General features: G+C 63.9%; 24 protein-coding genes. 11 read left to right on the top strand and 13 right to left on the bottom strand.

The annotated features are described in order from the left end of the window. The first annotated feature begins 13 nt into the window (after window positions 1-13). The 8 genes from IVB23_RS29545 (at window position 14) to IVB23_RS29510 (ending at window position 8,250) form a co-directional block, all read left to right on the top strand. Complete coding sequence (locus tag IVB23_RS29545) at window positions 14-721, top strand: flagellar hook capping FlgD N-terminal domain-containing protein (protein WP_061881322.1); 708 nt, start codon at window positions 14-16, stop codon at window positions 719-721. A 444-nt stretch (window positions 722-1,165) separates the two neighbouring features. Then, the gene (locus IVB23_RS29540; protein WP_002714638.1) at window positions 1,166-1,441 is read left to right on the top strand and encodes a DUF1153 domain-containing protein; all 276 of its coding nucleotides are present in this window, start codon (window positions 1,166-1,168) and stop codon (window positions 1,439-1,441) included. A gap of 181 nt (window positions 1,442-1,622) precedes the next feature. Next, window positions 1,623-3,239, top strand: a complete 1,617-nt coding sequence (fliF, locus tag IVB23_RS29535; protein WP_061881323.1) for a flagellar basal-body MS-ring/collar protein FliF — start codon at window positions 1,623-1,625, stop codon at window positions 3,237-3,239. Between the two features lie 45 nt (window positions 3,240-3,284). Beyond that, window positions 3,285-4,376, top strand: coding sequence for a flagellar motor switch protein FliG (gene fliG / locus IVB23_RS29530; protein WP_028180684.1), 1,092 nt, complete (start codon window positions 3,285-3,287; stop codon window positions 4,374-4,376). Beyond that, window positions 4,376-4,999, top strand: a complete 624-nt coding sequence (locus IVB23_RS29525; RefSeq protein ID WP_061881324.1) for a FliH/SctL family protein — start codon at window positions 4,376-4,378, stop codon at window positions 4,997-4,999. Before fliG ends, IVB23_RS29525 begins: the two co-directional genes overlap by 1 nt. Window positions 5,000-5,002: 3 nt before the next feature. Beyond that, on the top strand, window positions 5,003-5,353 hold the full coding sequence (fliN, locus tag IVB23_RS29520) for a flagellar motor switch protein FliN (RefSeq protein WP_028180682.1): 351 nt from the start codon (window positions 5,003-5,005) through the stop codon (window positions 5,351-5,353). 49 nt (window positions 5,354-5,402) lie between these two features. Then, window positions 5,403-6,788 carry a sigma-54 dependent transcriptional regulator gene (locus IVB23_RS29515; RefSeq protein ID WP_247800966.1) on the top strand — a complete coding sequence of 462 codons (1,386 nt, stop codon included), beginning with the start codon at window positions 5,403-5,405 and terminating at the stop codon, window positions 6,786-6,788. Between the two features lie 313 nt (window positions 6,789-7,101). Further along, on the top strand, window positions 7,102-8,250 hold the full coding sequence (locus IVB23_RS29510; RefSeq protein ID WP_247800965.1) for a M20 family metallopeptidase: 1,149 nt from the start codon (window positions 7,102-7,104) through the stop codon (window positions 8,248-8,250). A 140-nt stretch (window positions 8,251-8,390) separates the two neighbouring features. On the opposite strand, the gene IVB23_RS29505 is transcribed toward IVB23_RS29510, so the two are convergent. The 8 genes from IVB23_RS29505 to IVB23_RS29475 form a co-directional block, all read right to left on the bottom strand. Beyond that, complete coding sequence (locus IVB23_RS29505) at window positions 8,391-8,546, bottom strand: hypothetical protein (protein ID WP_166813576.1); 156 nt, start codon at window positions 8,544-8,546, stop codon at window positions 8,391-8,393. A gap of 94 nt (window positions 8,547-8,640) precedes the next feature. Beyond that, complete coding sequence (locus tag IVB23_RS29500) at window positions 8,641-9,222, bottom strand: flavin reductase family protein (protein WP_247800964.1); 582 nt, start codon at window positions 9,220-9,222, stop codon at window positions 8,641-8,643. 33 nt (window positions 9,223-9,255) lie between these two features. Further along, window positions 9,256-10,092, bottom strand: coding sequence for an ATP-binding cassette domain-containing protein (locus IVB23_RS29495; protein WP_247800963.1), 837 nt, complete (start codon window positions 10,090-10,092; stop codon window positions 9,256-9,258). Between the two features lie 21 nt (window positions 10,093-10,113). Then, window positions 10,114-10,920 carry an aliphatic sulfonate ABC transporter permease SsuC gene (gene ssuC, locus IVB23_RS29490; RefSeq protein WP_247800962.1) on the bottom strand — a complete coding sequence of 269 codons (807 nt, stop codon included), beginning with the start codon at window positions 10,918-10,920 and terminating at the stop codon, window positions 10,114-10,116. Beyond that, window positions 10,917-12,080, bottom strand: coding sequence for an FMNH2-dependent alkanesulfonate monooxygenase (gene ssuD / locus IVB23_RS29485; RefSeq protein WP_247800961.1), 1,164 nt, complete (start codon window positions 12,078-12,080; stop codon window positions 10,917-10,919). Before ssuD ends, ssuC begins: the two co-directional genes overlap by 4 nt. A gap of 10 nt (window positions 12,081-12,090) precedes the next feature. After that, window positions 12,091-12,213 (bottom strand): hypothetical protein, encoded by a 123-nt coding sequence (locus IVB23_RS39365; protein ID WP_256469019.1) that lies wholly within the window; start codon window positions 12,211-12,213, stop codon window positions 12,091-12,093. A gap of 2 nt (window positions 12,214-12,215) precedes the next feature. Further along, entirely contained in the window at window positions 12,216-13,166 is a 951-nt protein-coding gene (locus tag IVB23_RS29480) for a sulfonate ABC transporter substrate-binding protein (RefSeq protein WP_197968831.1), read from the bottom strand. 556 nt (window positions 13,167-13,722) lie between these two features. Then, complete coding sequence (locus IVB23_RS29475) at window positions 13,723-14,889, bottom strand: cytochrome P450 (RefSeq protein ID WP_247800960.1); 1,167 nt, start codon at window positions 14,887-14,889, stop codon at window positions 13,723-13,725. Between the two features lie 452 nt (window positions 14,890-15,341). On the opposite strand from IVB23_RS29475, the gene IVB23_RS29470 reads away from it, so the two are divergent. Then, window positions 15,342-15,593, top strand: a complete 252-nt coding sequence (locus IVB23_RS29470; RefSeq protein WP_051394065.1) for a hypothetical protein — start codon at window positions 15,342-15,344, stop codon at window positions 15,591-15,593. Between the two features lie 363 nt (window positions 15,594-15,956). Here IVB23_RS29470 and IVB23_RS29465 read toward each other — a convergent pair whose 3' ends face one another. From IVB23_RS29465 to IVB23_RS29455, 3 genes are all read right to left on the bottom strand, one after another. After that, the gene (locus tag IVB23_RS29465) at window positions 15,957-16,826 is read right to left on the bottom strand and encodes a L,D-transpeptidase (protein ID WP_247804987.1); all 870 of its coding nucleotides are present in this window, start codon (window positions 16,824-16,826) and stop codon (window positions 15,957-15,959) included. A 420-nt stretch (window positions 16,827-17,246) separates the two neighbouring features. After that, window positions 17,247-18,599 carry a transposase gene (locus IVB23_RS29460; RefSeq protein WP_247800268.1) on the bottom strand — a complete coding sequence of 451 codons (1,353 nt, stop codon included), beginning with the start codon at window positions 18,597-18,599 and terminating at the stop codon, window positions 17,247-17,249. A 189-nt stretch (window positions 18,600-18,788) separates the two neighbouring features. Next, window positions 18,789-18,953: a hypothetical protein gene (locus IVB23_RS29455; protein ID WP_247800959.1), complete on the bottom strand. Its 165-nt coding sequence runs from the start codon at window positions 18,951-18,953 to the stop codon at window positions 18,789-18,791. A gap of 212 nt (window positions 18,954-19,165) precedes the next feature. On the opposite strand from IVB23_RS29455, the gene IVB23_RS29450 reads away from it, so the two are divergent. Then, window positions 19,166-21,664, top strand: a complete 2,499-nt coding sequence (locus IVB23_RS29450) for a hypothetical protein (RefSeq protein WP_247800958.1) — start codon at window positions 19,166-19,168, stop codon at window positions 21,662-21,664. Between the two features lie 50 nt (window positions 21,665-21,714). On the opposite strand, the gene IVB23_RS29445 is transcribed toward IVB23_RS29450, so the two are convergent. Both IVB23_RS29445 and IVB23_RS29440 read right to left on the bottom strand, forming a co-directional pair. Beyond that, window positions 21,715-23,211: an amidohydrolase family protein gene (locus tag IVB23_RS29445; protein WP_247800957.1), complete on the bottom strand. Its 1,497-nt coding sequence runs from the start codon at window positions 23,209-23,211 to the stop codon at window positions 21,715-21,717. A gap of 36 nt (window positions 23,212-23,247) precedes the next feature. Then, window positions 23,248-23,451: a hypothetical protein gene (locus tag IVB23_RS29440; protein ID WP_061880762.1), complete on the bottom strand. Its 204-nt coding sequence runs from the start codon at window positions 23,449-23,451 to the stop codon at window positions 23,248-23,250. 393 nt (window positions 23,452-23,844) lie between these two features. Between IVB23_RS29440 and IVB23_RS29430 the strand changes: the two genes are divergently transcribed. After that, entirely contained in the window at window positions 23,845-24,837 is a 993-nt protein-coding gene (locus IVB23_RS29430; RefSeq protein ID WP_247800956.1) for a DUF4105 domain-containing protein, read from the top strand. Window positions 24,838-24,993 lie beyond the last annotated feature (156 nt).

Here is a 24,993-nt window from a genome sequence, read left to right as displayed (position 1 = left end):
GGAGTATTCGATTATGACCACCACGAATGCCGCCACCGCCCCTTCCGTCGTCTCCGGGACGACCGACATCCCGAAATCCTCCTCGTCGAACTCGATGAGCTCGACCACGGGGTCGACGCTCGCAGGCAACTTTCAGACGTTCCTGACGCTGCTGACGACGCAGCTCCAGAACCAGAACCCGCTGGATCCGCTCGACACCAACCAGTTCACCCAGCAGCTGGTGCAGTTCGCCGGCGTCGAGCAGCAGCTCAAGACCAACGATTCGCTGGCCCAGCTCGTCACCCTCCAGCAGACCACGCAGGCGACCCAGGCGCTGGGCTTCGTCGGCAAGACCGCGCTGGTCGACGGCTCGACGACGAGCATGACGAACTCGGCGGCGATCTGGCATCTCAACGTGCCGACGGACTCCACCGTCGAGATCTCCATCGCCAACTCCAGCGGCCAGACCGTGTTCACCGGCAAATACAGCTCCTCCGCCGGCACCGACATTCCCTTCACCTGGAACGGCATGGGCAATGACGGCACGCAATGGCCCGACGGCAAGTACACGATCTCGGCCACGGGCAAGGACGTCGCGAACAACAATGTCGGCATCGCCGCGCAGGTGCAGGGCGTGGTGTCGTCGGTCGACCTCACCCAGTCGCCGCCGCTGCTCACCATCGACGGTGCCAGCTACACGCTGAGCCAAGTCAAGAGCATCATCGCGACAAGCGCCTATTGAGGGAAAACGCTGCAACGACAAATTCAGTGTCATCCTCGCCTAGTGCGCAATTGCGCACGGGGGGCCGGGGATCCATAACCCCAGGAAGTCGTTTTCGCGTGAGGCAGTAACCCCGAGTCTTCGTAAGAACTACTCCCTGGGGTTATGGGTCCGGGCTCGCGCGGAGCCTGTCATCGGGCTGCGCTTCGCGCGGACCCGTTGGCGCGACCCGGGACAGACGGTTGGGGCCTGCGCGACACCGCGCTCGGGTCCGGTTCGTTAGTAAAGTATTTACCTTCTGCCCCGCTTGGCCCGCCGGAATCGTATCACCCGCCGGCCGAGACGGCCGTGTTCCCGCAAGTTTCAACGAGAATTGTATTGAAGCCTTAGGCTTAGCGGATTTTTAAGCCGCGGGGCGTAGGGTTACGGGCGTGAGTTCAGTGGTTGAGAGTTTGTGAGTACGCCATGACAGAACCCCATCGCCCGAGGGTAAAATACGTCATCGGGCCGGACGGCAGTCCGTTGACGATCGCGGATCTGCCTGCTCCGGGCACCAAACGCTGGGTCATCCGCCGCAAGGCCGAAGTCGTCGCCGCTGTCCGTGGTGGACTTCTCTCGCTCGAGGAGGCCTGCAGCCGTTATACCCTGACGGTCGACGAATTCCTCTCCTGGCAGTTTTCCATCGACCAGCACGGTCTGGCGGGTCTTCGCACCACCCGCATCCAGCAATATCGCCAGTAGGCGATCCGGAAATCTGCGGCTTTTGAAGAAAATCGGCCTCGCTCTGCGAGGCCGATTTTTTTGATGATGCAGTTTTGTCTGACCTCTTAACTCTCGTTAACCATATCGAAACCATCACCTAGGCAATAATTGCCCACTCGGCCTTTCCGGTGAAAGCGGCCGAATCTGTTGGGGCGGTTGCTTGCAAGGGCTTGCGGACTTTCTGAAGAGCATCGGTGCCGCCAGGTTCGGGGCGATGATCGCGGTCACTGCCGCGCTTATCGGCTTCTTCGCCTTCGTCATCATGCGCGTCACCACGCCGCAGATGACGACGCTGTTCACGGACCTCAGCGTCGAGGATTCCTCGAGCATCATCAAGGACCTGGAACGCCAGGGCATCCAGTTCGAGATCCGCAATGAGGGCTCCATCATCATGGTGCCCAAGGACAAGGTCACGCGGCTGCGGATGAAGCTCGCCGAGGGCGGCCTGCCCAAGGGTGGCGGCGTCGGCTACGAGGTGTTCGACAAGTCGGACGCACTCGGCACCACCTCCTTCGTCCAGAACATCAATCATCTCCGCGCGCTGGAGGGCGAGCTCGCCCGCACCATCCGCGCCATCGACCGCATCCAGGCCGCGCGCGTCCATCTGGTGCTGCCCGAGCGCCCGCTGTTTGCGCGCGAGGCGCCGGAGCCATCGGCCTCGATCGTGGTCCGCGTCCGCGGCTCGCTGGAAGCCCAGCAGATCCGCGCCATCCGCCATCTCGTCGCCTCCGCTGTCAACGGGCTGAAGCCGCAGCGGGTCTCGATCGTCGACGAGGCCGGCCAGCTGCTCGCCGACGGCGCGGCGACCGATCCGGAGCAGACGGTCGGAGACGAGCGCCGCATCGCCTTCGAAAAGCGCTTGCGCAAGCAGGTCGAGGACATCGTGTCCTCCGTGGTCGGCTCGGGCCGCGCCCGCGTGCAGCTCTCCGCTGATTTCGACTTCAACAAGATCACCCAAACCTCGGACAAGTTCGACCCCGAAGGCCGCGTGCTGCGCTCGAGCCAGACCCGCGAAGAGCAGAGCATGACCGCCGACAACAACGGCCAGGTCACCGTCAACAACGAGTTGCCCGGCAACCAGCAGAACAACGCCGCCGCCGTCGCCAAGGACCAGAGCAAGAAGTCCGAAGAGACCAACAATTACGAGATCTCCCGCACCACCAAGACCGAAGTGACCGAAGCCGGCCGAGTCAACCGCATCTCGGTCGCGGTGCTGGTCGACGGCATCTACAGCAAGAACGACAAGGGCGAGCTGGCCTACCAGGACCGCACCAAGGAGCAGCTCGACAGCATCGCCACCCTGGTTCGCTCGGCGATCGGCTTCGACCAGAAGCGCGGCGACCAGGTCGAGGTCGTGAATCTGCGCTTTGCCGACGCGCCCTCAACCGCGCCGATCGGCGAGTCCTCGGGCTTCCTCGGCATGCTCCAGTTCACCAAGGACGACGTCATGTACTTCGTCGAGCTCGGCGTGATGATGCTGCTCGGCCTGGTCGTGCTGTTCCTGGTGATCCGCCCGCTGGTCAAGCGCATCCTCGCCTCCGACGAGGTCGCCGCCGCCATCTCCGGCGTGCTGACGGGCCCCGCCGCGTCGGAAGAGGCCGCGCCGGCCTCCGGCCAGCCGCTGCTGCCGAGCGGCGCCGCCAGCGCCATCGACGTCGCCACCATCCAGGGCCAGGTCCACGCCCAGTCCGTTCATCGCGTCGGCGAACTCGCCGAGCGCAACCCCAACGAAACCGTCGCCATCATCCGCCAATGGCTCACCGAACCCGCGAAATAACCCAAGCCACGCAACTCTGCCAAGTGAATCAAGAAGTGATCTGACATGGCCGCCTCTCTGCAAAACGCCAATTCGAACGACATCACCAGCGTGATCTCCACGCTGGGCCAGCGCGCCGGCAGCCGCGGGGGCAGCAAGACCGAGGCGCTGGCCGGGCCGAAGCGTGCCGCGATCCTGATGCTGGCGCTGGGCGAGCAATATGGCGGCAAGATCTGGAGCCTGCTCGACGACGACGAGGTCCGCCAGCTCTCGCTGGAGATGTCGACGCTTGGCACCGTCGAGGTCGAAACCGTCGAGGACATGCTGCTGGAATTCGTCTCGCGCATGTCGGCTTCCGGCGCGTTGATGGGCAATTTCGACGCCACCGAGCGCCTGCTCCAGCAATACCTGCCGCCGGAGCGCGTCAACGGCATCATGGATGAGATCCGCGGCCCCGCGGGACGCAACATGTGGGAGAAGCTCTCCAACGTGCAGGAAGAGGTCCTCGCCAACTACCTCAAGAACGAATATCCGCAGACCATCGCCGTGGTGCTGTCGAAGCTGAAGTCCGAGCACGCCGCCCGCGTGCTCGGCATCCTGCCCGAGGAGCTCGCGCTCGACGTCGTCAACCGCATGCTGAAGATGGAGGCGGTGCAGAAGGAGGTGATCGAGAGCGTGGAGAAGACGCTGCGCACCGAATTCATGTCCAACCTGTCGCAGACCCGCCGTCGCGACGCCCACGAGGTGATGGCGGAAATCTTCAACAATTTCGACCGCCAGACCGAAACCCGCTTCATCACCTCGCTGGAAGAGGACAACCGCGAATCGGCCGAGCGCATCAAGGCGCTGATGTTCACCTTCGACGACCTCGTGAAGCTCGATTCCGGCTCCGCCCAGACCCTGATGCGCAACGTCGACAAGGACAAGCTCGGCGTCGCGCTGAAGAGCGCCAACGAGGACGTCCGCAACTTCTTCTTCGGCAACATGTCCTCGCGCGCGGCCAAGATGCTCCAGGACGACATGGCGGCGATGGGCCCGGTGCGCCTGCGCGACGTCGACGAGGCGCAGGCGCTTCTGGTCAATCTCGCCAAGGACCTCGCCGCCAAGGGCGAGATCATGCTGACCAAGAACCGCGCCGACGACGAGCTGGTGTACTGATGGCCGCTCCGGCAAAATTCCTGTTCGATACCGACTTCGCGGCGCCCGAGCGGACGACCCGCGAGAAGGCCGCGACGGCAGCCGAGATCGCCCATAAGATCGCGGAAGCCGAGGCGCGCGCCTACCAGCAGGGCTTTGCCGCCGGCCAGCACGAGGCCAAGGCCGAGAGCGACCGGCGCGTCGCACTCGCCATGGAGGAGATCAACATCGCAATTCGGGGCGTCGCCTCCGGCATCGGCAACATCGAGACCAGGATGGAGACCGAGGCGGTCGAGGTCGCGGTCGCGGTGGCGCGCAAGCTGTGCGCCGATCTAGTCGCCGCCGAGCCGCTCGGCGAGGTCATAGCGCTGGTCAAGGACTGCTTCTCGCATCTGGTCGCGACGCCGCATCTCGTCGTCCGCATCAACGATGCGCTTTACGACGCCGCGCGCGAGAAGATCGAGCGGCTCGCCAAGCAGAGCGGCTTCGAGGGCCGGCTGGTGATCCTGGCCGAGCCGGAAATCGCCACCGGCGACTGCCGGATCGAATGGGCCGATGGCGGCGTCGTGCTGGAGCGCGGCGCCATCACGGCCAAGATCGACGAAATGGTCGGACGCTATATCGCGTCCCGCAGGGGGAATTAAGCCATGAGCGAAACAGACGGACAGGTCCCGCTGCCCGATCTCAACGGCCCGATGCCGCCGACCGGCACCGACGTCGGCTACAACGAGGACGAATATGCGGCGCGTGCCGCCGCCGACCTCGAAGCGGTGTTCGACGTGCCGGTGCAGGTCTCGGCCGTGCTCGGCCGCTCCAAGATGGATGTCGGCGAGCTCCTGAAGCTCGGACCAGGCACGGTGCTCGAACTCGACCGGCGCGTCGGCGAAGCCATCGACATCTACGTCAACAACAAGCTGGTCGCCCGCGGCGAGGTCGTCCTGGTCGAGGACAAGCTCGGCGTCACCATGACGGAAATCATCAAGGCCGAACGCGGCTAGCACAAGGACATGACGCGCGGCAGCGCGAACAGACGGACAGGAGACTGACATGCGGCTTCTCATCGTTGGCACATTGAAGGGCCAGCTCACCACCGCCACCAAGATCGCGATGGAGAACGGCGCCACCGTGACCCATGCCGAGGATCACGAGCAGGCGATGCGCGTGCTGCGCGGCGGCAAGGGCGCCGACCTCCTGCTGGTCGACGTCGCCCTCGACATCCGCGACCTCGTGCTGCGGCTGGAGGCCGAGCACATCCACGCCCCGATCGTCGCCTGCGGCATCACCAACGACGCCCGCGCCGCGGTTGCCGCGATCCATGCGGGCGCCAAGGAATACATCCCGCTGCCGCCGGATCCGGAGCTGATCGCCGCGGTGCTCGCCGCCGTTGCCAACGATTCCCGCGAGCTGGTCTATCGCGACGAGGCGATGGCGAAGGTGATCAAGCTCGCCCAGCAGATCGCCGGCTCCGACGCATCGGTGATGATCACGGGGGAATCCGGCACGGGCAAGGAGGTGCTGGCCCGCTACGTCCATACCCGCTCGGCGCGCGCCAAGCGCCCGTTCATCTCGATCAACTGCGCCGCAATCCCCGAACACCTCCTGGAGTCCGAGCTGTTCGGCCACGAGAAGGGCGCCTTCACCGGCGCCGTCGCGCGCCGCATCGGCAAGTTCGAGGAGGCGACCGGCGGCACGCTGCTGCTCGACGAAATCTCGGAGATGGACGTCCGCCTGCAATCGAAACTGCTGCGCGCCATCCAGGAGCGCGTGATCGATCGCGTCGGCGGCACCAAGCCGGTGCCGGTGGACATCCGCATCATCGCCACCTCGAACCGGAACCTCGCCGAAGCCGTGCGCGAGGGCACGTTCCGCGAGGACCTCCTGTTCCGCCTCAACGTCGTCAATCTGAAGATCCCGCCGCTGCGCGAGCGCCCTGCCGACATCCTGGAGCTCGCCCAGCATTTCGTGAAGAAGTATGCGGAGGCCAACGGCGTGCCGCTGCGCCCGATCTCGGCGGAAGCCCGCCGCGTGCTCTCCGGCAACCGCTGGCAGGGCAACGTCCGCGAGCTCGAAAACACCATGCACCGCGCGGTGCTGATGGCGCACGGCGACGAGATCGGACCCGACGCCATCATCACCCCGGACGGCGACCGCCTCGATCTCGCCAAGACCGCGCCGGCCGTGGCGCATGCCACCATGGCCGCCGAGCAGGTGACGCGCGCACTGGTGGGGCGCACCGTGGCCGATGTCGAGCGCGACCTCATCCTGGAGACGCTGAAGCACTGCCTCGGCAACCGGACCCATGCCGCCAACATCCTCGGCATCTCGATCCGCACGCTGCGCAACAAGCTCAACGAATATGCCGACGGCGGCATCCCGATCCCGCCCGCGGGAACGCCGGGCGAATATCCGCGGATGCCGATGATGGGGGCGTAAGGGCCTCTTGCAAGTATCGACGATGCAAGTGCCTGGGCCTGTCCCGGGCATTTTCGTTTGGCGCGCACCGATACTCACCCCGTCATCCGGAGGTGCGAAGCGCGCGATGCGAACGCATCGCGTGCGGAGCCTCGAAGGATGAACGGCCACAGCCGGGCCGTCGCCCTTCGAGGGCCGCTGAAGAAGCGGCCACCTCAGGGTGACGGCGAGAGAACTTCGGCTGCTTCGAATGCAAAGGGGAGCCGCATTCGGCGACTAGGTTAAGCCCGCACAACGCCCTATAACCACGCCCGAAAACCACACGAGGGACCACATGTCTGAAGCTCAAATCACGGATTGGCTGACGTCGCAGCGGCAGGCGATGATCGATCTGCTCCGCGACGTCGTGAACATCGATTCCGGATCCTACGACAAGGAGGGCGTCGATGCGGTCGGTGCGCGGTTCGAGCGGCACTTTGCCGAGCACGGCATTCCGTTCCGGCGCGAGGCCAACGCCACTTTCGGCGATGCGATTCATGCCGAGGTGGCAAAGCCCGGCAGCAACGAGAAGCCCGTGCTGTTGATGGGGCATCGCGACACCGTGTTCGGCAAGGGCGAGGCCCGGAGGCGTCCGTTCACGATCAGAGATGGCCGCGCCTATGGACCGGGTGTCGCCGACATGAAGTCCGGCCTCGTCATGAACGTGTTCGTGGCAACCGCCTTCCACAAATTCGGCGGCTCGCCGCACCCGATCAAGGTATTGATCACCTCGGACGAGGAGATCGGCTCGCCCTCCTCGCGCCCGGTGATCGAACGTGAGGGACGCGCCGCCCGCGCGGTGTTCAATTCAGAGCCGGGCCGCCCCACCGGCAATATCGTCACCGGCCGCAAGGGCGGCATCTTCATGCATCTCGGCATCACCGGCAAAGCCGCGCATTCCGGCGCCAATTTCGCTGCCGGCATCAGCGCGATCGGCGAACTCGCGCACAAGATCGTGCATATCCATGCGCTGACCGATCTCGACAAGGGCATCACGCTCAATGTCGGCCTCGTCTCGGGCGGCCAGTCCGTCAACACCACGGCGCCCTACGCCGAGGGCCAGATCGACCTGCGTTACGTCGATCCGGCGGAACGCGCGAGGGTGATGGCCGCAATCGAGACGATCGTCGCGACCTCCTACGTGCCGGGCACGAGCGCGACGCTGACGATCAAGGGCGAGTTCGTGCCGGTGGTGCAGAGCACGGATTCGAAAGCGCTGTTCGAAAATTATCAGGCCGCCGCAAGGCAGGTCGGCCTCACCACGCTCCAGGGCGAATTCTCCGGCGGCTGTGCCGATTCCGGCTTCACCGCCGCGGTCGGCACGCCGACCATCTGCGGCCTCGGCCCGGTCGGCGGGCTCGCGCACACGCCGGAGGAATATCTCGAGCTCGACAGCATCGTGCCGCGCGCGCAGGCGCTGGCATTGGCGATCTTGAGGGGATAGCCGCCACGCACTCCGTCGTCATGCCCGGGCTTGACCCCGGGCATCCACCTCGATCCCAAACTGCCGATGCACGTGGATGGCCGGGTCAAGCCCGGCCATGACGAGAGAGGACGGCGCGCACCCACGCGCACGCATTCAACTCACGAATAACTCGGCGCGTCGGGCTTGCGGAAGATGTGGATGGGGTCACCCGGCACGATCGGAGAGCCTGAGAACATCGCGTAGGCGTAGAGCGCGAGATAGACGATCGCGAGCGCGCCGACGGCGTAGAAGGCCCAGGTTGCAACGCGTTTCATCGATCCGCTCCATTGCCGTCCCGCATGGGGGTTCAGGCGCTTCTAGAGCGACGACGGAGAAAAGGCCAGCCTTCCGCGCCGACACGCGCGGCGATCAAATGCCGCGCCGGCCGCGCGCGGGAAGGCTGACATCCGCAAGCCTGGCCGCGTCCTCGTCCTGGTCGACTGCCAGATACTGGCCGTGCCAATAGGCAAGGGCCGCGGTGCGGGCCGAGCTCCTGATGTCCCTGACACGGCCGATGACGATACCGTGCGAGTGACGTTCGACGATCTCCTCGACCTCGCAATCGAAGGCGGACAATGCATCGAACAGCAGGGGAACGCCGGAGACTGCCGTCACCCATTTGGCGCCTGCGAAACGATCGGCGCCCTTCAACCCGCCCTTGCCGGAAAAGCGTTCGGCAATCTCGAGCTGGTCGGCATTGAGGATGCTCACGCCGAAGGCGCCGTGGCGCTTGATCAACGGAAAGGACGACGCATCGCGGTTGATGCTGACCAGCAGCGTGGGCGGCTCGACTGACAGCGAGGTGACCGAGGTCACCGTCATGCCCGTAATATCCTTGCCCCGCCCGGCGGTGATGACGCTGACGCCGCCGGTGAGGTGGCGCATGGCGCCGCGGAAATCGGCGGACGAGACGGGGATTTCGGTCATGAGATCGCGGGGCACTACATTCATGGCATTGCTCCCCGAAGCGGGGATTCCTCTTATTTAGGTACGATCGTCCGCCGACAAAAGATGGCTGAGGATCGAGCCTTCAAGGCTTGCGAGTTCGGCCGAGCCGCGCTGGCGCGGCCGGGCCGCGTTGACCGTGACGTCATGGGCGATCCGGCCCCCCTCGATCACCAGCACCCGGTCCGCCAAGGCGACGGCTTCGGAGACGTCGTGGGTCACCAGGATCGCGGTAAAGCCCTGGTCGCGCCAGACGCGTTCCAGGAGCCGCTGCATCGAGATGCGGGTCAATGCGTCCAGTGCGCCGAGCGGCTCGTCGAAGGCGAGCACGCGCGGGCGCGAGACCAGCGCGCGGCCGAGCGCGACGCGCTGCTTCTGGCCGCCCGACAGCACCGAGGGCCATTGGTCACGCTTGTCGGCGAGACCGACCTCGCTCAAGGCTTTCTCGGCACGCGCATGCGCATCGCCGGAGGCACGATCGCGGCCGAGGCCGACCTCGACATTGGCAAGCACGCGGGCCCAAGGCAGCAGCCGCGGCTCCTGGAACATCACGCGGATGTCCTCGGGCTGGACGTCACCGCCGAAGCTGATGCTGCCGGCATCGATCTCGTCCAGGCCGGCGATCAGACGCAGCAGCGTGCTCTTGCCGCAGCCGCTCTTGCCGACGATCGCGACGAACTGGCCGGCGGGGATGTGCAAATCGATCCCGCGCAGCACCTCGTTGGCGCCGAAGGATTTGCGCAAGCCCCGGACGCTGAGCGGCCGGCCGCCGGTGTGAGCCGGACGCTCCTTGTGCACGACACGCGCATGAGGGACGAAATTGGCACGGCTGGCGAGCTCGGTCTCGGGAAGAGAGGTACGAAGCGCTGTCTGCATGTGATTCCCAGTATTTCTTGCTCAACGTTTCTGGAAGGCGGGGTGCCAGGAGAGCGTCGCCCGCTCCAGCACGCGGGAGGCGCTGTCGGCAAGCTTGCCGAGTAGGGCGTAGATCAGGATCGACAGCACGACGACGTCGATCAGCATGAACTCGCGCGCCTGCATCGCCATGTAGCCGAGGCCCGAGGAGGCCGCGATGGTCTCGGCGACGATCAGGGTCAGCCACATGATGCCGAGCGCGAAGCGGATGCCGACGAAGATCGAGGGCAGCGCGCCAGGGAAGATCACGCGGCGGAACAATTCGCCGTCGCTCATGCCGTAGATGCGGCCCATCTCGATCAGCTGGGGATCGACCGTGCGGATGCCGTGCAGCGTGTTGAGGTAGATCGGGAAGAAGACGCCGAGCGCCACCAGGAACAGCTTTGCGCCCTCGTCGATGCCGAACCAGAGGATGACCAGCGGGATCAGCGCCAGATGCGGCACGTTGCGCACCATCTGCAGCGTGGTGTCGGTGAGCCTTGCCGAGAGCTGAGACAGGCCGTTGGCGAGGCCGAACGCGAAGCCGATGCTGCCGCCGATCAGAAAGCCGATCGAAGCGCGCCAGAACGAGACCCAGATGTTGCGGACGAGCTCGCCGGAGAGCAGCAGCTTCCAGCCGGCCAGCACGACGTCGCTCGGCGCCGGCAGCACGCGGGTCGGCACGAAGCCGGTGACGCTCGCGACCTGCCAGATCGCGATGATGGCGAGCGGCACGATCCACTGGATCAGGCCGTCGAGACGCGGCAGGCGGAGGCTGCGCGGAAGCGAAACGCTGTCGATCAGGCTCATGACTGCGACACCCGGTGCTGCGGACGGAGATCGCTGCCGACCGTCTCGCCGAACGGACCGCCGTTGAAATGGAGCTTCGTCACGTTGCTCGGCTGCTCCAGCGAGAGCAGCGGGAACACCAGCTCGGCGAAGCGATAGGCTTCCTCCAGATGCGGATAGCCCGACATGATGAAGGTATCGATGCCGAGATCCTGATACTCCCTGATCCGGGCCGCGACGGTCCGGGCGTCGCCGACCAGCGCCGTGCCGGCACCGCCGCGCACGAGGCCGACACCGGCCCACAGGTTCGGTGCGATCTCGAGCTTGTCGCGCTTGCCGCCGTGCAGCTGCGCCATGCGCTGCTGGCCGACGGAGTCCATGCGGGCGAAGTTCTTCTGCGCCAGCGCGATGGTCTCGTCGCTGACATGCCTGATCAGCTCGTTCGCAGCGCTCCAGGCCTCTTCATTGGTCTCGCGGACGATGACGTGAAGACGGATGCCGAAGGAGAGTTTTCGGCCACGGGCCGCGGCGGCCTCCCTCACCTTCGCGATCTTCTCGGCGACCTGCGCCGGCGGCTCGCCCCAGGTGAGATATTTGTCGACGGTGTCGACGGCGACGTCGATGCCCGCATCCGAGGAGCCGCCGAAATAGAGTGGCGGCCGCGGCGACTGCACCGGAGGAAACAGCAGCTTGCCGCCCTCGACACGGATGTGCTTGCCTTCGGCGTTCACCGTCTTGCCGGCGAGCAGATCGCTGTAGACGTTCAGGAACTCGCGGGTGACCTCGTAGCGCTCGTCATGGCCGAGGAAGACGCCGTCGCCCTTGTTCTCGACCGGATCGCCGCCGGTGACGACGTTGACGAGGAGCCGGCCATTCGAGATGCGATCGAGCGTCGCCGTCATGCGAGCGGCAACGCTCGGCGATTGCAGGCCGGGACGGACCGCCACGAGATAACGCAGCCGCTCGGTGAACGGCGCCACGCTCGCGGCGACGATCCAGGAATCCTCGCACGACCGGCCGGTCGGCAAGAGCACGCCGAAATAGCCGAGTTGGTCGGCGGCCTGCGCGACTTGGCGCAGATAGTTGAAATTGACCTCGCGGCCGCCGATGCCGGTGCCGAGATAGCGGCCGTCGCCATGCGTCGGCAGGAACCAGAGGATGTTGGCGCTGGATTGGCTCATGGATGTGCTCCTAACCGTAGGACGTGCCGACCGCGGCGGCGACGATGCCGATCGAGAGCACGATGGCTGCGATCAGACGCTGGATGATACGCCTCATGTTCAAACCCTTGTGGATGGGAAGGCCGGTCGGCACGATCAGGCTGCCGGGTTACGCCAGACGATGTCGCGGATGACGATCGGCTTCGGGATCAGGCCGAGCTTGTGGAAGCGGTCGGCGACGCCCTGCTGAGTCGCGACGATGTCGTCGGTGACGGGGCCGACCACGAATGACGAACGGTTCGCGGCGATGGTCTGGATGTCGAGGGGAATGCCGGTGACCGCAGCGAGCGATTTCGCGACCTCGTCGCGGTGCTGCTCGGCCCATCTGGCGGTCGCGGTGGTGACGTCGACGATCTGTTGCAGGATCGCGCCATGGTTCTTCGCGAAGTCGCGGTTGGCGATGTAGAACGAATTGGTCTTGGTGACCTCGCGCGCATTGATCAGGATGCGGCCGCTCTGCCTGGTCTCGCCGATCGCGAAGTATGGATCCCAGATTGCCCAGGCCTCGATGCTGCCGTTGGCGAAGGCAGGCCCGGCGTCCGGTGGCGTCAGGTAGACCGGCGTGATCTCGGCATAGGTGAGGCCCGCCTTCTCCAGCGTCTGCACCACGATGTTGTGGGCGCTGGAGCCCTTGGTGAAGCCGATGCGCTTGCCTTTCAATTCGGCGATGGTGCGGATCGGCGAATCCTTCGGCACCAGGATGCCCTGGCCGTTGGTGATGGGCTGGCCGGCGGCATAGACGATCGCGGCGCCCGCGGCCTGGGCGAACACCGGCGGGGAATCGCCGACCGCGCCGTAGTCGACGCTGCCGACGTTCATCGCCTCCATCATCGGGGGACCAGAGGAGAATTCGATCCATTTCACCTCGATGCCTTGCGGGGCGAAATGTTTTTCCAGGGCGGCCTGCTGGCGCGCGATGACCAGCACGCCGTTCTTCTGGTAGCCGATGCGAATTTCCTTCACCGCGCCTTGCGCGTTGCCGCGCGAAGTGACGGCAGCGGCGGCCGCTGTTCCAATCGACAGTATCAAAAAGTCCCGACGCTTCATTCCACACTCCCGGCCGCGTGCGGCCGTCATTCATCTGCGTTCGGGAATGATGGTGCGGCTTATCGGAGGTGTCGAGACGTGCGGAAAAATAGCGATGCGCGCACTGTGCGTGTGGCGGCGTGCATGATTAATCTTTCAATTGGCCGCGGTGATGCAGAGAGATTTTTCCGCACGCGAATGTGAGCGCGGCTTCCGTCCGAGCCTTGACGACCGGATCATAGAAAGTCGCAAAACAACCCCATGCACAGTAGCTGGGCGTGCGAAAACAATGACTTACGCATTATCCGAAGTCTGTTTGACCCGTCGGGCAAAACAGGGGCATAATGGCATCATCGCGAACTGGGGGTGCTGGGGCGCTCCCTCCACCCTCTCGCCGGCATTCCCCGCCACCGGGTCTCGCCTTCGGCGAGCCCGATGACAGGCTCCGGCGGGGAATCCAGTACGCCGCGGCGTCTCCGCATCAAACGACTGTCTCTGGAATACTGGATCGCCCGCCTTCGCGGGCGATGACACTGAAGCCGTGGCGGGCGCGTGCCTCGCGCAGAACCGTTTGCAACTAGTGCAACCACCTCACCGGCAGATTCTGCAGCCCGCGGAACGCCCAGCCGCCGATCCGCACCGGCTCGTCGCCGGCGATCTCGATGCGTCTGGCGCGCGCAAACACGGTCGGCAGCGCGACGTCGGCGATCATGGCGCGGGAGGCGAAGGCACCGGCGCAGAAATGCGGGCCGGCGCCGAAGGCGACGCTCTTGGAGGTGTCGCGCCGCACGTCGAACTGGTCGGCGCGCTCAAAATGCTTCTCGTCGCGGTTGGCGGAGCCGAACATCAGGAACACGCGCTCGTCGGTTTCGAAGGCGACGTCGCGGATGCTCCAGGGCTTTGCGATCCGCCGCGGCGACATGCCGATCGGCGAGATCCAGCGGGCATATTCCTCGAAGGCCTGCAGCCAGGACACTTTACCGCGCAAAACCAGATCGAGCTGCTCGGGATGGGTGAGCAGCGCCCACACCGTGCCGGCGATCGCCTTGCGTGGCTCGTTCTGGCCGCCCGAGATCGCGAGCTTGACGTTGGCGCGCACGCTCTCCATCGGCATGCCCGAGGCGAGCAGCACGCCCAAGATGCTCTGGTCGGGGTTCTTGCGCATCACCGGCAGGATGTCGTCGATCGCGGCGTCGATGCCCGAGGTCGCCGCATGGCAGCGGGCCTCGACGGCGGGATCGCCGGCATAATTGGCGATGCCCTCGATCATGCCTTGCGACCACGCATCCATGTGCTCGAAGCCGATATTGGTGAGGCCGGTGATCGACTTCAGGCATTCGCCGGAGAACGGCAGCGCGAAGTCGCGCATGAAATCGATCCGGCCGGGCCCGAGGCGGTCGAGGATTCGATCCGCATGGGCCTGGAACAGCGTGGTCCAGTGCGCCTTCACCGTCTTCGGCGACACCGTCGGAAACATCGCGCGCCGCTCCACCTGGTGCGCCTCGCCGTCCTTACGCATCATGTTGTGGCCCATCAGCCGGTTCATCAGGCCGGCGGGCTGGTGCGAGGAGAACACGTCGATCTGCTTCTCGGAGATCGAGATGTCGTCGCGGCTCGTCAGCAGCGTCGAGCCGAGTTGCGGCACGAAGGCGATCGGCGCCTCCCGCCTCATCTTCGCGAGCATCGGATAGGGATCGGCCCAGAAGGCGGCCGGGTCGATGTCGATGCGCGGCGCGGTGCTCAAGGCGGTCCCTCCTGATTTCGTATGCTTTAGGGCACATTAGCGAACTCCGCGGCCGCCGTCTGTCCCTAGCGATAGGGACGGGCATTGGTCTGCTTCGTGAGCCTCCGGCAATGATCTATTAATCGTGAGCACGCGCCTCACGTGCCAGCCGATCGATTATCGCCTAAGTTGCAATCGACAATCATCGAAGAGCTCTGGCGCAAATCGCATGCAACCATCCGATTGGACTGTTGTCCTGTACTACGCGTGGCCAGTCATCTTGATACCTGCGGGATGGCTCGTGTTCGGGCGATTGTTCCGGGAACGCGCAGCTTCCGGGGCATCGATGATGGAATTGCGGGAGCAGCACCTCGCAGAAACACACCGGATGAGCGCTGTGATGGAGAGGATCGCAGCTGTTCTCGAGAAGAACGACGGGAAATTGTCGAAGTTACTGGCTTGGGAGGTTGAGGATGACCGTAGCCGATATACTGCTTGCGATGTACTCGTGGTGGCCGTTCATCCTGATCGTGGGTGGATCGATCCTCGCGATGCGTGCGATGCGCCAACGCACGTCGTCAGGCGCCACGATGATCGATCTGTATGAGCAGCAGATTGCCGAAACGCGCAGAACGAATGCCGGATTGGAGCGAATCGCTGCTGCTCTCGAGCTTGGGATGGGCACGGCCGGATCCCAGGCCAATAAGGGTGGCGGAACCGCTTGAATACGCAAAGTGTCCGCGAGACCATGTCGACGGTGCGACCGTGAAGCACCCCAATCCAAGAAAGCATCGATCGATTCGGCGAGACCGCTGGACTCCGGATCGCACGGGCATTGCATGGATGCTGATGTCAGCAATTTTCGCTGTCGCCATCTTTGCGGCCGTCGTGATTCATTATCCATTCCTGCCACAGCGAAACGCCGGTGCCGGCTTTGGACCCGACTGGGACTGCACACCGCAGCCCAGTGGCGAACCCACTTGCATCAAGAAGATTGATCGGTAAATCAGCCTGGACCTGTCGCCTGGACAATCAAGCAGTTGCTATCGCGGCGCCTGGATCGCCGCCCGTCGAAACCGAGGACTGACCTACCGGACCTCGGCAACCTTCGGTCCAGGTGACATCATCTGCGCGTTGGCCGCCAAGGGCCGCTTTGACGGCGATGCCGGATCCGGCAATCGGAAGGCGGCGTCGGGCGGCGTTCCCGGACGCCGGGCAGCGGTTGCCGGAAGCACGATCACCTTGGCTCCGACCTTCACCCGCTCGTAGAGATCCGTGACGTCCTCGTTGGTCAGCCGGATGCAGCCAGACGATACCTTCTTTCCGATCGTCGCGGGATTGTTGGTGCCGTGAATTCGATATTCGGTCTCGCCCAGATACATCGCCCGGGCGCCGAGCGGGTTGCCGGGGCCGCCCGCCATGAACCGCGGCAGATAGGGCTGACGCGAGACCATCTCCGCAGGCGGATGCCAATCCGGCCATTCGGCCTTGCGGGCCACGGTCTGCTCACCGGACCATGTGAAACCTTCGCGGCCAACACCGATGCCATAGCGCATCGCCTGCCTGTCGTTCAGGACGAAATAGAGGAACGTGTTTCCGGTATCGATGATGACGGTGCCCGGGGCCTGGCGGCTCGTATAGTCAACCACCTGGCGGACGAGTGCTCCGGGAGCATCAGCATCGGCTTTTGGCGGTTCGACCAGCGGAGCCGGGACCGGAATCGGAGCTGGAGCCGGGGTGAGAGCCGCCGCGGACGCATGAACTGGAGGTGCCACGTAAACCGGCGTTGACGATGCCCGGGCTTCGCGCGCGGGCGGTGTCCGTGCCGGTTGCACGCTCGCCGGGCGAGACAGCAAACCGTACCCCAATGCGGCGACGGCCACCGCGCCAATGGCAACTCTCGCGGCCATTGGTATTGCGAGCGTCTCAGCCTTTCTACGTTTCGCCCGCTTGCTCACGTCTCTCCCCAGGTCACCATGCCCAAGAGAGGTACCCAGCAAAATTTAAGAAACTTCCAAGCGATTTCGCACAGACCGGAACCGTTAGCTGTGGTTAACGCTGAACTCCTGTTCGGCAACAGGAACCGGGAGTACCGTCTGCTACTCAGGCCGCGGCATGAACGCGCGCTTCTCGTCGTGGAACGAGTCGAGATTTGAATCGCCCGGCGGAGCGGACACGCTCCGCTCTTCATGAACCGCGGCTTCGGGGCCAATCGCGTCGATTTGGCTTGGGTTCTGCCAAGTCCGATCCGACCTCGACCGCTGACGCGGCCAGACGCCATCACAATCTTCGCCTTCGGGCCGATTCCGTTGAAAAAGGCCGGCAGTATTTCGTTGTAATGGCTCCGTCGCGATGTGGCCGAACCGCTCTACCGGCCTCTATGCGAGCCTCGGGGTGGGTATCGGGATCAGCTTGGCCATCTTTCGAAGGTTCTGAGCGGTGGCTGCGAGGATGAACTCGTCGCGCGCGCCGTTTGGGCCTCGTAGACGTAAACGGTCGAGCTTGAGAATGCGCTTGAGGTGCGCGAACAGCATCTCGATCTTTTTGCGGAGCCGGCGCGAAGTGCGGCCCTCCAATGATCTTGCGATCTGGCGCGCCATGTCGCGAGCGCCCTCGTAGATCGAGCGCGGCACCCTCCGTGAAGGCTGCTTAGGGCAACACCGGGACTTCAATGCGCAGCGATCACAATCATGCTTGCTGGCGAGGTAAAGCATGGTGGCGCCATCATTCACCAGCGTTCCAGTCGTGGTAAGAACTTTACCGCTGGGACAACGGTAGAGGTCCCCGGCATGGTCATAGGTGAAGTCATCGCGCGAGAATATCCCGTCTGTGCGGGCGGACTTGTCGAAGACTGTAACATGCGGCTCGATGCCGTGCTCATAGACCAGCCAGGCAAGCATCTCGGCCGAGCCGTAGCCGCTGTCACCGAGGAGCCGGTTCGGATAGAGATCGAACCGTTTGAGCGAGCGCTCAATCATGCGTTTGGCGGCCAACACCTCCGCCTGCCGGATTGCCGTCGTCGCCTCGACATCGACGATGATCGCGTTCTCGACGTCGATCAGGTAGTTCGTCGAGTAGGCGAAGAAGGCTTGGCCACCATGCGCCCCCGTCCAGCGTGCCGCCGGGTCGGAGGGCGACACGAACTTCGGCGTGACCTCGGTCGCAGCTCCGAAAGCGGCATCATCGAGGACAGCCAGATACTCATCGATCGCTCGGCCGGCAGCCTCCGGCGGAAGTCCCCTGTCGCCTTCGATCCCCTTCTGCCGATTGGCATCGGCCTTGATTAGGCTCGCGTCGACGGCAAATCCTTCGCCGCCGACCAGTCGTTCCTTGATGCAGCGGCCCAACACGCTCTCGAACACGCGACGGAAGAGATCGCTCTGCCGGAAGCGGCCATGCCTATTCTTGGAGAAGGTCGAATGATCCGGCACCGCCCCATCCAGACCGAGCCGGCAGAACCATCGGTAGGCCAAATTGAGGTGAACCTCATCGCACAGGCGCCGCTCCGACCGGATGCCGAAGCAGTAGCCGATCAGGAGCATCCGGATCATCAGCTCGGGATCGATCGAAGGTCGACCGATACTGCTGTAGAAGGGCGCCAGGTCCTGCCTAATCTGTTCAAGGTCGACAAATCTATCGATCGACCGGAGCAAGTGGTCGGCGGGGATGTGCCTTTCGAGTGAGAACTCATAGAACAACGCAGCCTGTTCGACTTGCCGATGCCCCATCATGATCTTCAGTCCTGCCAATTAGACAGACTGAATCACTGATACCTCTGCGTCGCAACCGCTGCCTTTTTCAACAGAATCGGTCCAAAAGCTGACGGTCGGCGGGCAGCGGGCCAAGGTCCGCGATGGGTCAAAGGCGCCGTTTGAGCAGTCAGTCGGGTACTTCCGGTCTATCCCAATGAACGGACATCTTCAGAGCCGGTCGTCATATCCCAAAGGTGCCACTTCCAGGATTCGCAGCACGCCGCAGAAGTAGACGTTCGCGTTACGCGGACCTGCCGCGACACCACCTGTTATCAGGGCCCTGCCGCAGGACATCGCCGCTGGCGGCAGATAGGCGCCACTCACGATGAACATGCTGCCGCTCGGCGGCCCGCGCTTGAACTCCTGAGCCGTCCCTGCCTGCCAAGCTGGAGACCCAGCTTGCGTACTTGCAAGATTCCGCTCTACACTCTTAGACAGCATCGACACACTAAAGTATCCATAAGTTGTGTTCCGCGATTAACGGGACATTAACCCGCGGCTCAAGCGCGTGCCGTGGCCTTGTCGGACAGGAGTGGACCAGCCCCATGTGGAAAGACCCCATCACGAGCACGCCTTCGATCATCCAGACCGATTTCGGGCCCTTCGGGCAGAGCCTGCCGGGGGACGGTGAAGCCTATTGCGGCCCGACGTCGATGGTCATGGGCCTTTACTGGCTGTCGGCAAACGGCTTCACGCAGGTTGCTCCTGTCGTCTACAACGGCGAGGACGACCCCGTGACGATCAACCTGGAAAGGGTGGTCGCGGGCTTGATGCAGACGTCGAGCGAGAGCGGCAGCTTCGTGGACGGCATGACGAGCGGGATGGCCGACTATCTGTCGGCCTGCGGAATCGGGCCTGATCTCTATCATTTGACGAGCACTTCCAATCCGGACCTCGCGTGGCTCGCCGATCAGTTGGCCCCGAACGTGTCCGAGAGTCCGCAGACGATCGTCTTGGCCAATTTCGCGGTTGGCTGGTTTTCCGTTTCCCAGACGACGAAGGGATACATGGAGAATATCGGCGGCCATGTCCTCGCGCCGCTCACGGTGAACCTGACGGGCGGCACGATCACCATCAACAACGCTTTCCCCGCCTCGTTCGAGAACGTACCCAACCTCCCGTCCAGCAATCCGCAGACCGTACAGATCGCGCAGATGCCCAGCGGATGGACGCTGCAAAATCAGCCGCTCCCCTCCGAAGACTACAGCCAGGTCGTCACCGACGCGCTCACCGGGAGGGGCGTCTACGCCGTGCTCTGGCAGGGGCAAGCCTGGGCGATCTCGCCGTCGGCGCTGCCCTCGACATCCGGATATGAACCCAGCACCTGGACGATCAACCAGCCTAAGGTCATCAACACGAACGGCGGCACGCTGACCGTCGTCGCGCCGATCTCCGGGCTGGGCGGCCTCCAAAAATACGGCGAAGGCACGCTCCTGCTCACCAACACGAACCAGCTGATAGGATACAACACCGTAGGCGCCGGGACGCTGGCAAGTACCCGGACATCCGGCACACCATTTGGCAGCTTCAGGGTGATGGTGACGAACGGCGGAATACTCGAGCTTCGTTCGGACGGCGCGACGGTCGATGTGCAGATCGCCTCGGGATCTCTGGCGACGTTCGTCATCGGCTCTACGGGAGGCGCTTTGCAGCTTTCCGGAAGCGGCAACTTTCGCGTCGTCATCGGGGGCAATGACGACGGTACCCTGACGAACATTGTCCGCAACTCCGGCGGGACTCTCGTCATCGTGCCGGGCGGCGGCATGGCCCAGCTTGGGCTGACGCAACAGGTGTTCGTGGCAGGAACGGGAGCAAACCTGCCCGTCGTCACGAACGGGATCGTCGCTCCCTACATTCTCGGAGAGGACGACGACGCGGCCAGCTCGGGCAAGTTCCTGACCTATTCGCCCTCCGAGGGCTTCGCGAGCGCGGCGACCGTGTCCTCGACGGATGTCGGCATCAACGACGTTCCGGCCGACGCCGTCTACGAGGTCGTCGACAGCCAGGCGGTCGAGAGCGGCGGTGTGCCGCAGGTGGCGGCGCTCGAAGTGAACGGCGGGGCGATTACGGGCGGCGATGCGAGCATTCTGGTCGGAAGCCAGGCGAGCGGCGACGCCGCGGGCCTCATCATGAACGGCGGCAGCATCGCTACTGCGAGCCTTTCGTTCGGCGCGGCAGAAGGCCTGATCTACACCAATGCCAGCGGCGATAGTTCGCAGATCGCAGCCGCCATCGAGGGATCGGCGGGCCTGACGATCTTCGGTCCCGGCACGCTGACCCTGAGTGCAGACAGCAGCGGCACGCTTTCCGGTCCGATCAGGGTCAATGGGGGTACGCTGATTGCCGGCGGAACCGGTGGATCAGCAACGGGTGCCGGCGAGGTGCTGGTATCCTACGCGGCGACGCTGGAGGTCCCCGGCACGGTGACCGGCGCGGTTGTTGTCGGCGAGGCGGGCACACTGTTCATGAACGGTGGAACGGTCTCGGGCCTGGTCACCATTGCAGCGACCGGCACCGATACGCCTGCTCCCGGCGGCATATTGCAAGGGAGCGGAACAATCAGCGGGACCACCTCCATCAGCGGCATCATCCAGTCAGGCCCGCAGGCTGGCCTGATCACGTTCACCGGCGAGACCACCATGACCGGCGACGCGAGCTTCTATTGGCGGCTGCAGAAGCTCGTGGACGATGCTGATCCCGGAGCCGGACCTGGGATCTACTGGAACGCGCTGCAGTTCAACTCGCCGGATACGAACCTCGGCACCAAGAATGCACCTCTCTGGCTCTTCCTCGACTTCAGCGCCCTCGACGGGGACCCGGACGGCGGCAACGCGTTCTGGCAGAAGCCCCATACCTGGACGCTCTTTACCTACGCAGCCGATGCCGGCCGCTTTTGGCCGGCGTACGAGAACTTCTCGTACCAGTCCGGGAGCTTCAACACGGTCTTCGACAACTGGGTCGTGTCCCTGCAGTGGAAACCGGCCGCCTCGCCGCAGAGCCTCCCCGAGCGATGGCGCGCGAACGCTCGTGCGAGAAGCCGGTAACCTTGGGATCGCGCGCGATCTCGTCCATCGAACAGGGCGATGCGTTGCTGCTAACGGGCAAGCGCATCCTTGTAGATAATTCCATCTTTCATGATGATCTTGAAATTTTTGGCGGGGTCGGCAAGAAGGCCGATATTGTCCAGGGGATTTCCGTCGACGAGCAGCAGATCCGCGAGTGCGCCCTGTTCCACGACGCCGAGCTTGCCGGGATAGGGATTCCGCTTGCCCGACAGCGCCAGCAGTTCGGCGTTCGTCGATGTCGCCATGGTCAGCGCCTCGGCGGGCGTGTACCAGCGAGCGAGTGAGGCCAGGATGGCCCCCTGTTGGCGCGCCAGCGCTGCAGAGAACAGGACGTCGGTGCCCCACGCGGTCTTGATCTTGTACTTCCTCGCCAGCTCGTAGGTTCTGGCTATGCCGGGCCAGACCTCATCCGCCTTGGCTCGCTGGACGGAGCCTACGGGAAAGCCCAGCCTCAGATCCTCGGGGAGAGGCTGCGTGCTCAGCCAAACACCCTTCTCCGCCATCAGTTTCGCTGTTGCGTCGTCCATCAGGAAACCGTGTTCGATACACGTCACCCCAGCCGCAATGGCTCCCCGAATCGCGGCAGCCGTAAAGGCATGCACAGTGACATACGTGCCCCAATTCTCAGCCGCTTCAACGGCGGCGCGTATTTCGGGTTCGGTGAACGTCGTCACGTCGATCGGACTGAAAGGCGACGACACTCCGCCGCCAGCCGTCAACTTGACCTGGGAAGCGCCTTGCATGAGCTGCTCGCGGACGCGGACGCGGACCTCGTCGGGGCTGTCCGCAATCATTGCCCCACCGGTCTGCTCCATGCGGGTGAGCATGCCCCCGATCGTCCGCGGCAGGTCGGTAAGCTGGCGGAAGTCCCCATGCCCGCTCGTGACGGTAATGACCGCGCCGGACGGATAAATGCGCGGACCCTTGATGATACCTTCGTCGATGGCGCTTTTGAGCCCAAACACCGGCCCGCCCACATCGCGAACGGTAGTAAAGCCGCGCATGAGAGTGTTGGCGGCCTCGTCGCCAGCGACAAGATTGACGTAGCCGACGTCGCCGAGCGACTGTGCAGGTGTGACGCGGATCAACATCGCATGCCAATGGTTGTCGATGAGACCGGGCATCAGCGTGCGTCCGCCGCCTTCGACAATGCGAATGTCCGCCGGGCTATCCACCGCTATCGGCTGTAGCGAGATTGATTCTATCTTGTTGCCGCGCACCAGGACGTTGGAGGAGGCAGACAGCGTGGCGCTCTTGCCATCGAAGATGCGGACATTCTGAAAGAGCGTGGCCGCGCCACCTGCCTGAAGCGCCTGCTGCGCCAGGCTCGCTCCACCGAGCCAGGTCGAGAACACCACCGCGATCGACAAAGAACGGCATGCTCCGCTCATCGACGGTCGGATCCGCCGCGCGCCGTACAATTTATTCAAGAGAGTTCCTGACATCATCGCGCGCGGCCCCTCTCGTTGCGTATCGGCTGCGTTCGGTTGAAGCGGCCAGACCTTCGCGATTGCGATGCCGTGCATGGCTCTCGCAGCGACAGACCGATCTCGCGGCCTCGGTCAGAGCGGATCGCCCTGGTTGCGCCTCATGATCTTGAGAACCAGGAAGATCGCGCCGGCAACAAGGAAGGCAACACCGATCGCGGTGACTCCGCTGGACTCGCCGCTCAGGCCGAGCGCCGTCATCAGCAAACCGAAGAGCAGGAGAAGGATGCCCGCGAGTTTCTTGATCAGGAGGATTGGTCTTTCAACTGCGATCGCCATCAGCCCGCTCCCTTTTATCGACTCGTTTCCGCTATGCCGTTCTCGCCGCCGGCGGCCATGCATAGGTCAGCCAGGCCATGTCGTGAGAGATCAGGTCGACGCCGAGCACAAATCCGAGCACCCAAAGGCCTGTCATCGGGAATCCACCGAGGATAACGAGGAATTCCGAATGCGCTGGACGGCAGCATCATCCGAGCGGCTGCGAAGGTCGCGCAGCCCTTCCAACGCGCGGTAAAGAACGAGGCCATCGCTTCCAGCTCGCGAAAAGCTACTGTAGCGTGTAGACATTCGCATTGAAACGACAGGTAAACTGACACAACGGAGCTGTCGAAAGGCATCGCCGAAGCTTGCGGCAGGAGCAGCCGGGTGATTTCAGTCCGTAAATTCGTATCAATGTTGGTCAGCTGGCCGAGAAAGCCAATCGGCTTTCTTATTCGGATCATGCTCGTCACATGGGCCGTGCTGGCCATCTATTATTCGAACTTGCCTTGGGCCGGGCTGCGCACGATTTCGGCCGGAGCGTTTGCGGGCTTTGCAATCTGGGCGCTCTGGCGTTCGCGCCAACGGCGCATTTCCGTTCTCTTCCTCGTCATGTTTCTCGGTGTCGTCGCATGGTGGATCTCGATCCCTCCATCGCACGATCGCCATTGGCGACCTGAAGTCGCGGTGATGCCGCGGGCGGTCATCGACGGCGACCGCGTGCGTCTGACCGGTGTCCGTAACTTCGACTACCGGAGTCGAAGCGACTTCACGGTGCGCTACGAGGAGCGCGAGGTGTCGTTGTCGCACTTGATGGCCCTCGATTTCTACGTTTCCTATTTCACCGAGGGGCCAGTCGGACACACGTTCGTGAGTTTTGTCTTCGACAATGCGCCACCACTGGCCATCTCCATCGAGACCCGTCCCGAGGTTGGCGAAGGCTTTGCGCCCGTCGCCTCCTTGTTCAAGCAATTCGAGCTGATCTACGTGGTGGGGGAAGAGCGCGATGTTGTGGGCGTGCGCACCAACCATCGCCACGAGCCGGTGTACCTGTATCGCCTCAATACATCGGCTGACGACGCGCGCCGGCTGCTGATGATCTATTTGACGCGCATCAACGAACTCGCCGATCAGCCGGAGTTCTACCATCTGTTGACCAACAGCTGCACGATCAACATCGTGCGCTATGCGAATGCGGCGGGCCGGCGGGGGCGCTTCGACATTCGACATCTATTCAACGGCCTGATCGATAGCTACCTCTACCACTCCGGCCGGATAGATACGACGCTGCCGTTTGATGAACTGAGGCGGGGGTCCTTGATCAACGAAGCCGCACAGGCGGCCGATGGCGCAGCCGATTTCTCACAGCGGATTCGCTTGTCCTTGCCGACAATGATGCGACCCTAGCCGCAGTCGGCTCATCGGGCAGATGCAAGGCAACCAATTTCTCCCCTCACGCCTTGCTTCGGGTCACAAACGATCTCTGACGACAAGCGCTTGGCAGGTCTGCTTCGGGTCCAGCAACGGAAGTCGCCAACGCAGGCGTAATTCAATCGCGAGCGA

It is taken from the genome of Bradyrhizobium sp. 191, assembly GCF_023100985.1.
GTDB lineage: Bacteria > Pseudomonadota > Alphaproteobacteria > Rhizobiales > Xanthobacteraceae > Bradyrhizobium > Bradyrhizobium diversitatis.
This window is presented reverse-complemented; position numbering and strand designations above follow the sequence as displayed.

What these genes read in the sequence shown, in the direction of transcription:
- fliN (WP_028180682.1), top strand. Translation starts at nt 5,003, where the DNA reads ATGAGCGAAACAGACGGACAGGTCCCGCTGCCCGATCTCAACGGCCCG.
- IVB23_RS29455 (WP_247800959.1), bottom strand. Translation starts at nt 18,953, where the DNA reads ATGTTCATCGTGAGTGGCGCCTATCTGCCGCCAGCGGCGATGTCCTGC.
- IVB23_RS29470 (WP_051394065.1), top strand. Translation starts at nt 15,342, where the DNA reads ATGACCGTAGCCGATATACTGCTTGCGATGTACTCGTGGTGGCCGTTC.
- IVB23_RS29525 (WP_061881324.1), top strand. Translation starts at nt 4,376, where the DNA reads ATGGCCGCTCCGGCAAAATTCCTGTTCGATACCGACTTCGCGGCGCCC.
- IVB23_RS29540 (WP_002714638.1), top strand. Translation starts at nt 1,166, where the DNA reads ATGACAGAACCCCATCGCCCGAGGGTAAAATACGTCATCGGGCCGGAC.
- IVB23_RS29480 (WP_197968831.1), bottom strand. Translation starts at nt 13,166, where the DNA reads ATGAAGCGTCGGGACTTTTTGATACTGTCGATTGGAACAGCGGCCGCC.
- IVB23_RS29510 (WP_247800965.1), top strand. Translation starts at nt 7,102, where the DNA reads ATGTCTGAAGCTCAAATCACGGATTGGCTGACGTCGCAGCGGCAGGCG.
- ssuC (WP_247800962.1), bottom strand. Translation starts at nt 10,920, where the DNA reads ATGAGCCTGATCGACAGCGTTTCGCTTCCGCGCAGCCTCCGCCTGCCG.
- IVB23_RS29495 (WP_247800963.1), bottom strand. Translation starts at nt 10,092, where the DNA reads ATGCAGACAGCGCTTCGTACCTCTCTTCCCGAGACCGAGCTCGCCAGC.
- IVB23_RS29515 (WP_247800966.1), top strand. Translation starts at nt 5,403, where the DNA reads ATGCGGCTTCTCATCGTTGGCACATTGAAGGGCCAGCTCACCACCGCC.
- IVB23_RS29430 (WP_247800956.1), top strand. Translation starts at nt 23,845, where the DNA reads ATGTTGGTCAGCTGGCCGAGAAAGCCAATCGGCTTTCTTATTCGGATC.
- IVB23_RS29505 (WP_166813576.1), bottom strand. Translation starts at nt 8,546, where the DNA reads ATGAAACGCGTTGCAACCTGGGCCTTCTACGCCGTCGGCGCGCTCGCG.
- IVB23_RS29460 (WP_247800268.1), bottom strand. Translation starts at nt 18,599, where the DNA reads ATGATGGGGCATCGGCAAGTCGAACAGGCTGCGTTGTTCTATGAGTTC.
- IVB23_RS29445 (WP_247800957.1), bottom strand. Translation starts at nt 23,211, where the DNA reads ATGCACGGCATCGCAATCGCGAAGGTCTGGCCGCTTCAACCGAACGCA.
- IVB23_RS29450 (WP_247800958.1), top strand. Translation starts at nt 19,166, where the DNA reads ATGTGGAAAGACCCCATCACGAGCACGCCTTCGATCATCCAGACCGAT.
- IVB23_RS29545 (WP_061881322.1), top strand. Translation starts at nt 14, where the DNA reads ATGACCACCACGAATGCCGCCACCGCCCCTTCCGTCGTCTCCGGGACG.
- IVB23_RS29500 (WP_247800964.1), bottom strand. Translation starts at nt 9,222, where the DNA reads ATGAATGTAGTGCCCCGCGATCTCATGACCGAAATCCCCGTCTCGTCC.
- ssuD (WP_247800961.1), bottom strand. Translation starts at nt 12,080, where the DNA reads ATGAGCCAATCCAGCGCCAACATCCTCTGGTTCCTGCCGACGCATGGC.
- fliG (WP_028180684.1), top strand. Translation starts at nt 3,285, where the DNA reads ATGGCCGCCTCTCTGCAAAACGCCAATTCGAACGACATCACCAGCGTG.
- IVB23_RS29440 (WP_061880762.1), bottom strand. Translation starts at nt 23,451, where the DNA reads ATGGCGATCGCAGTTGAAAGACCAATCCTCCTGATCAAGAAACTCGCG.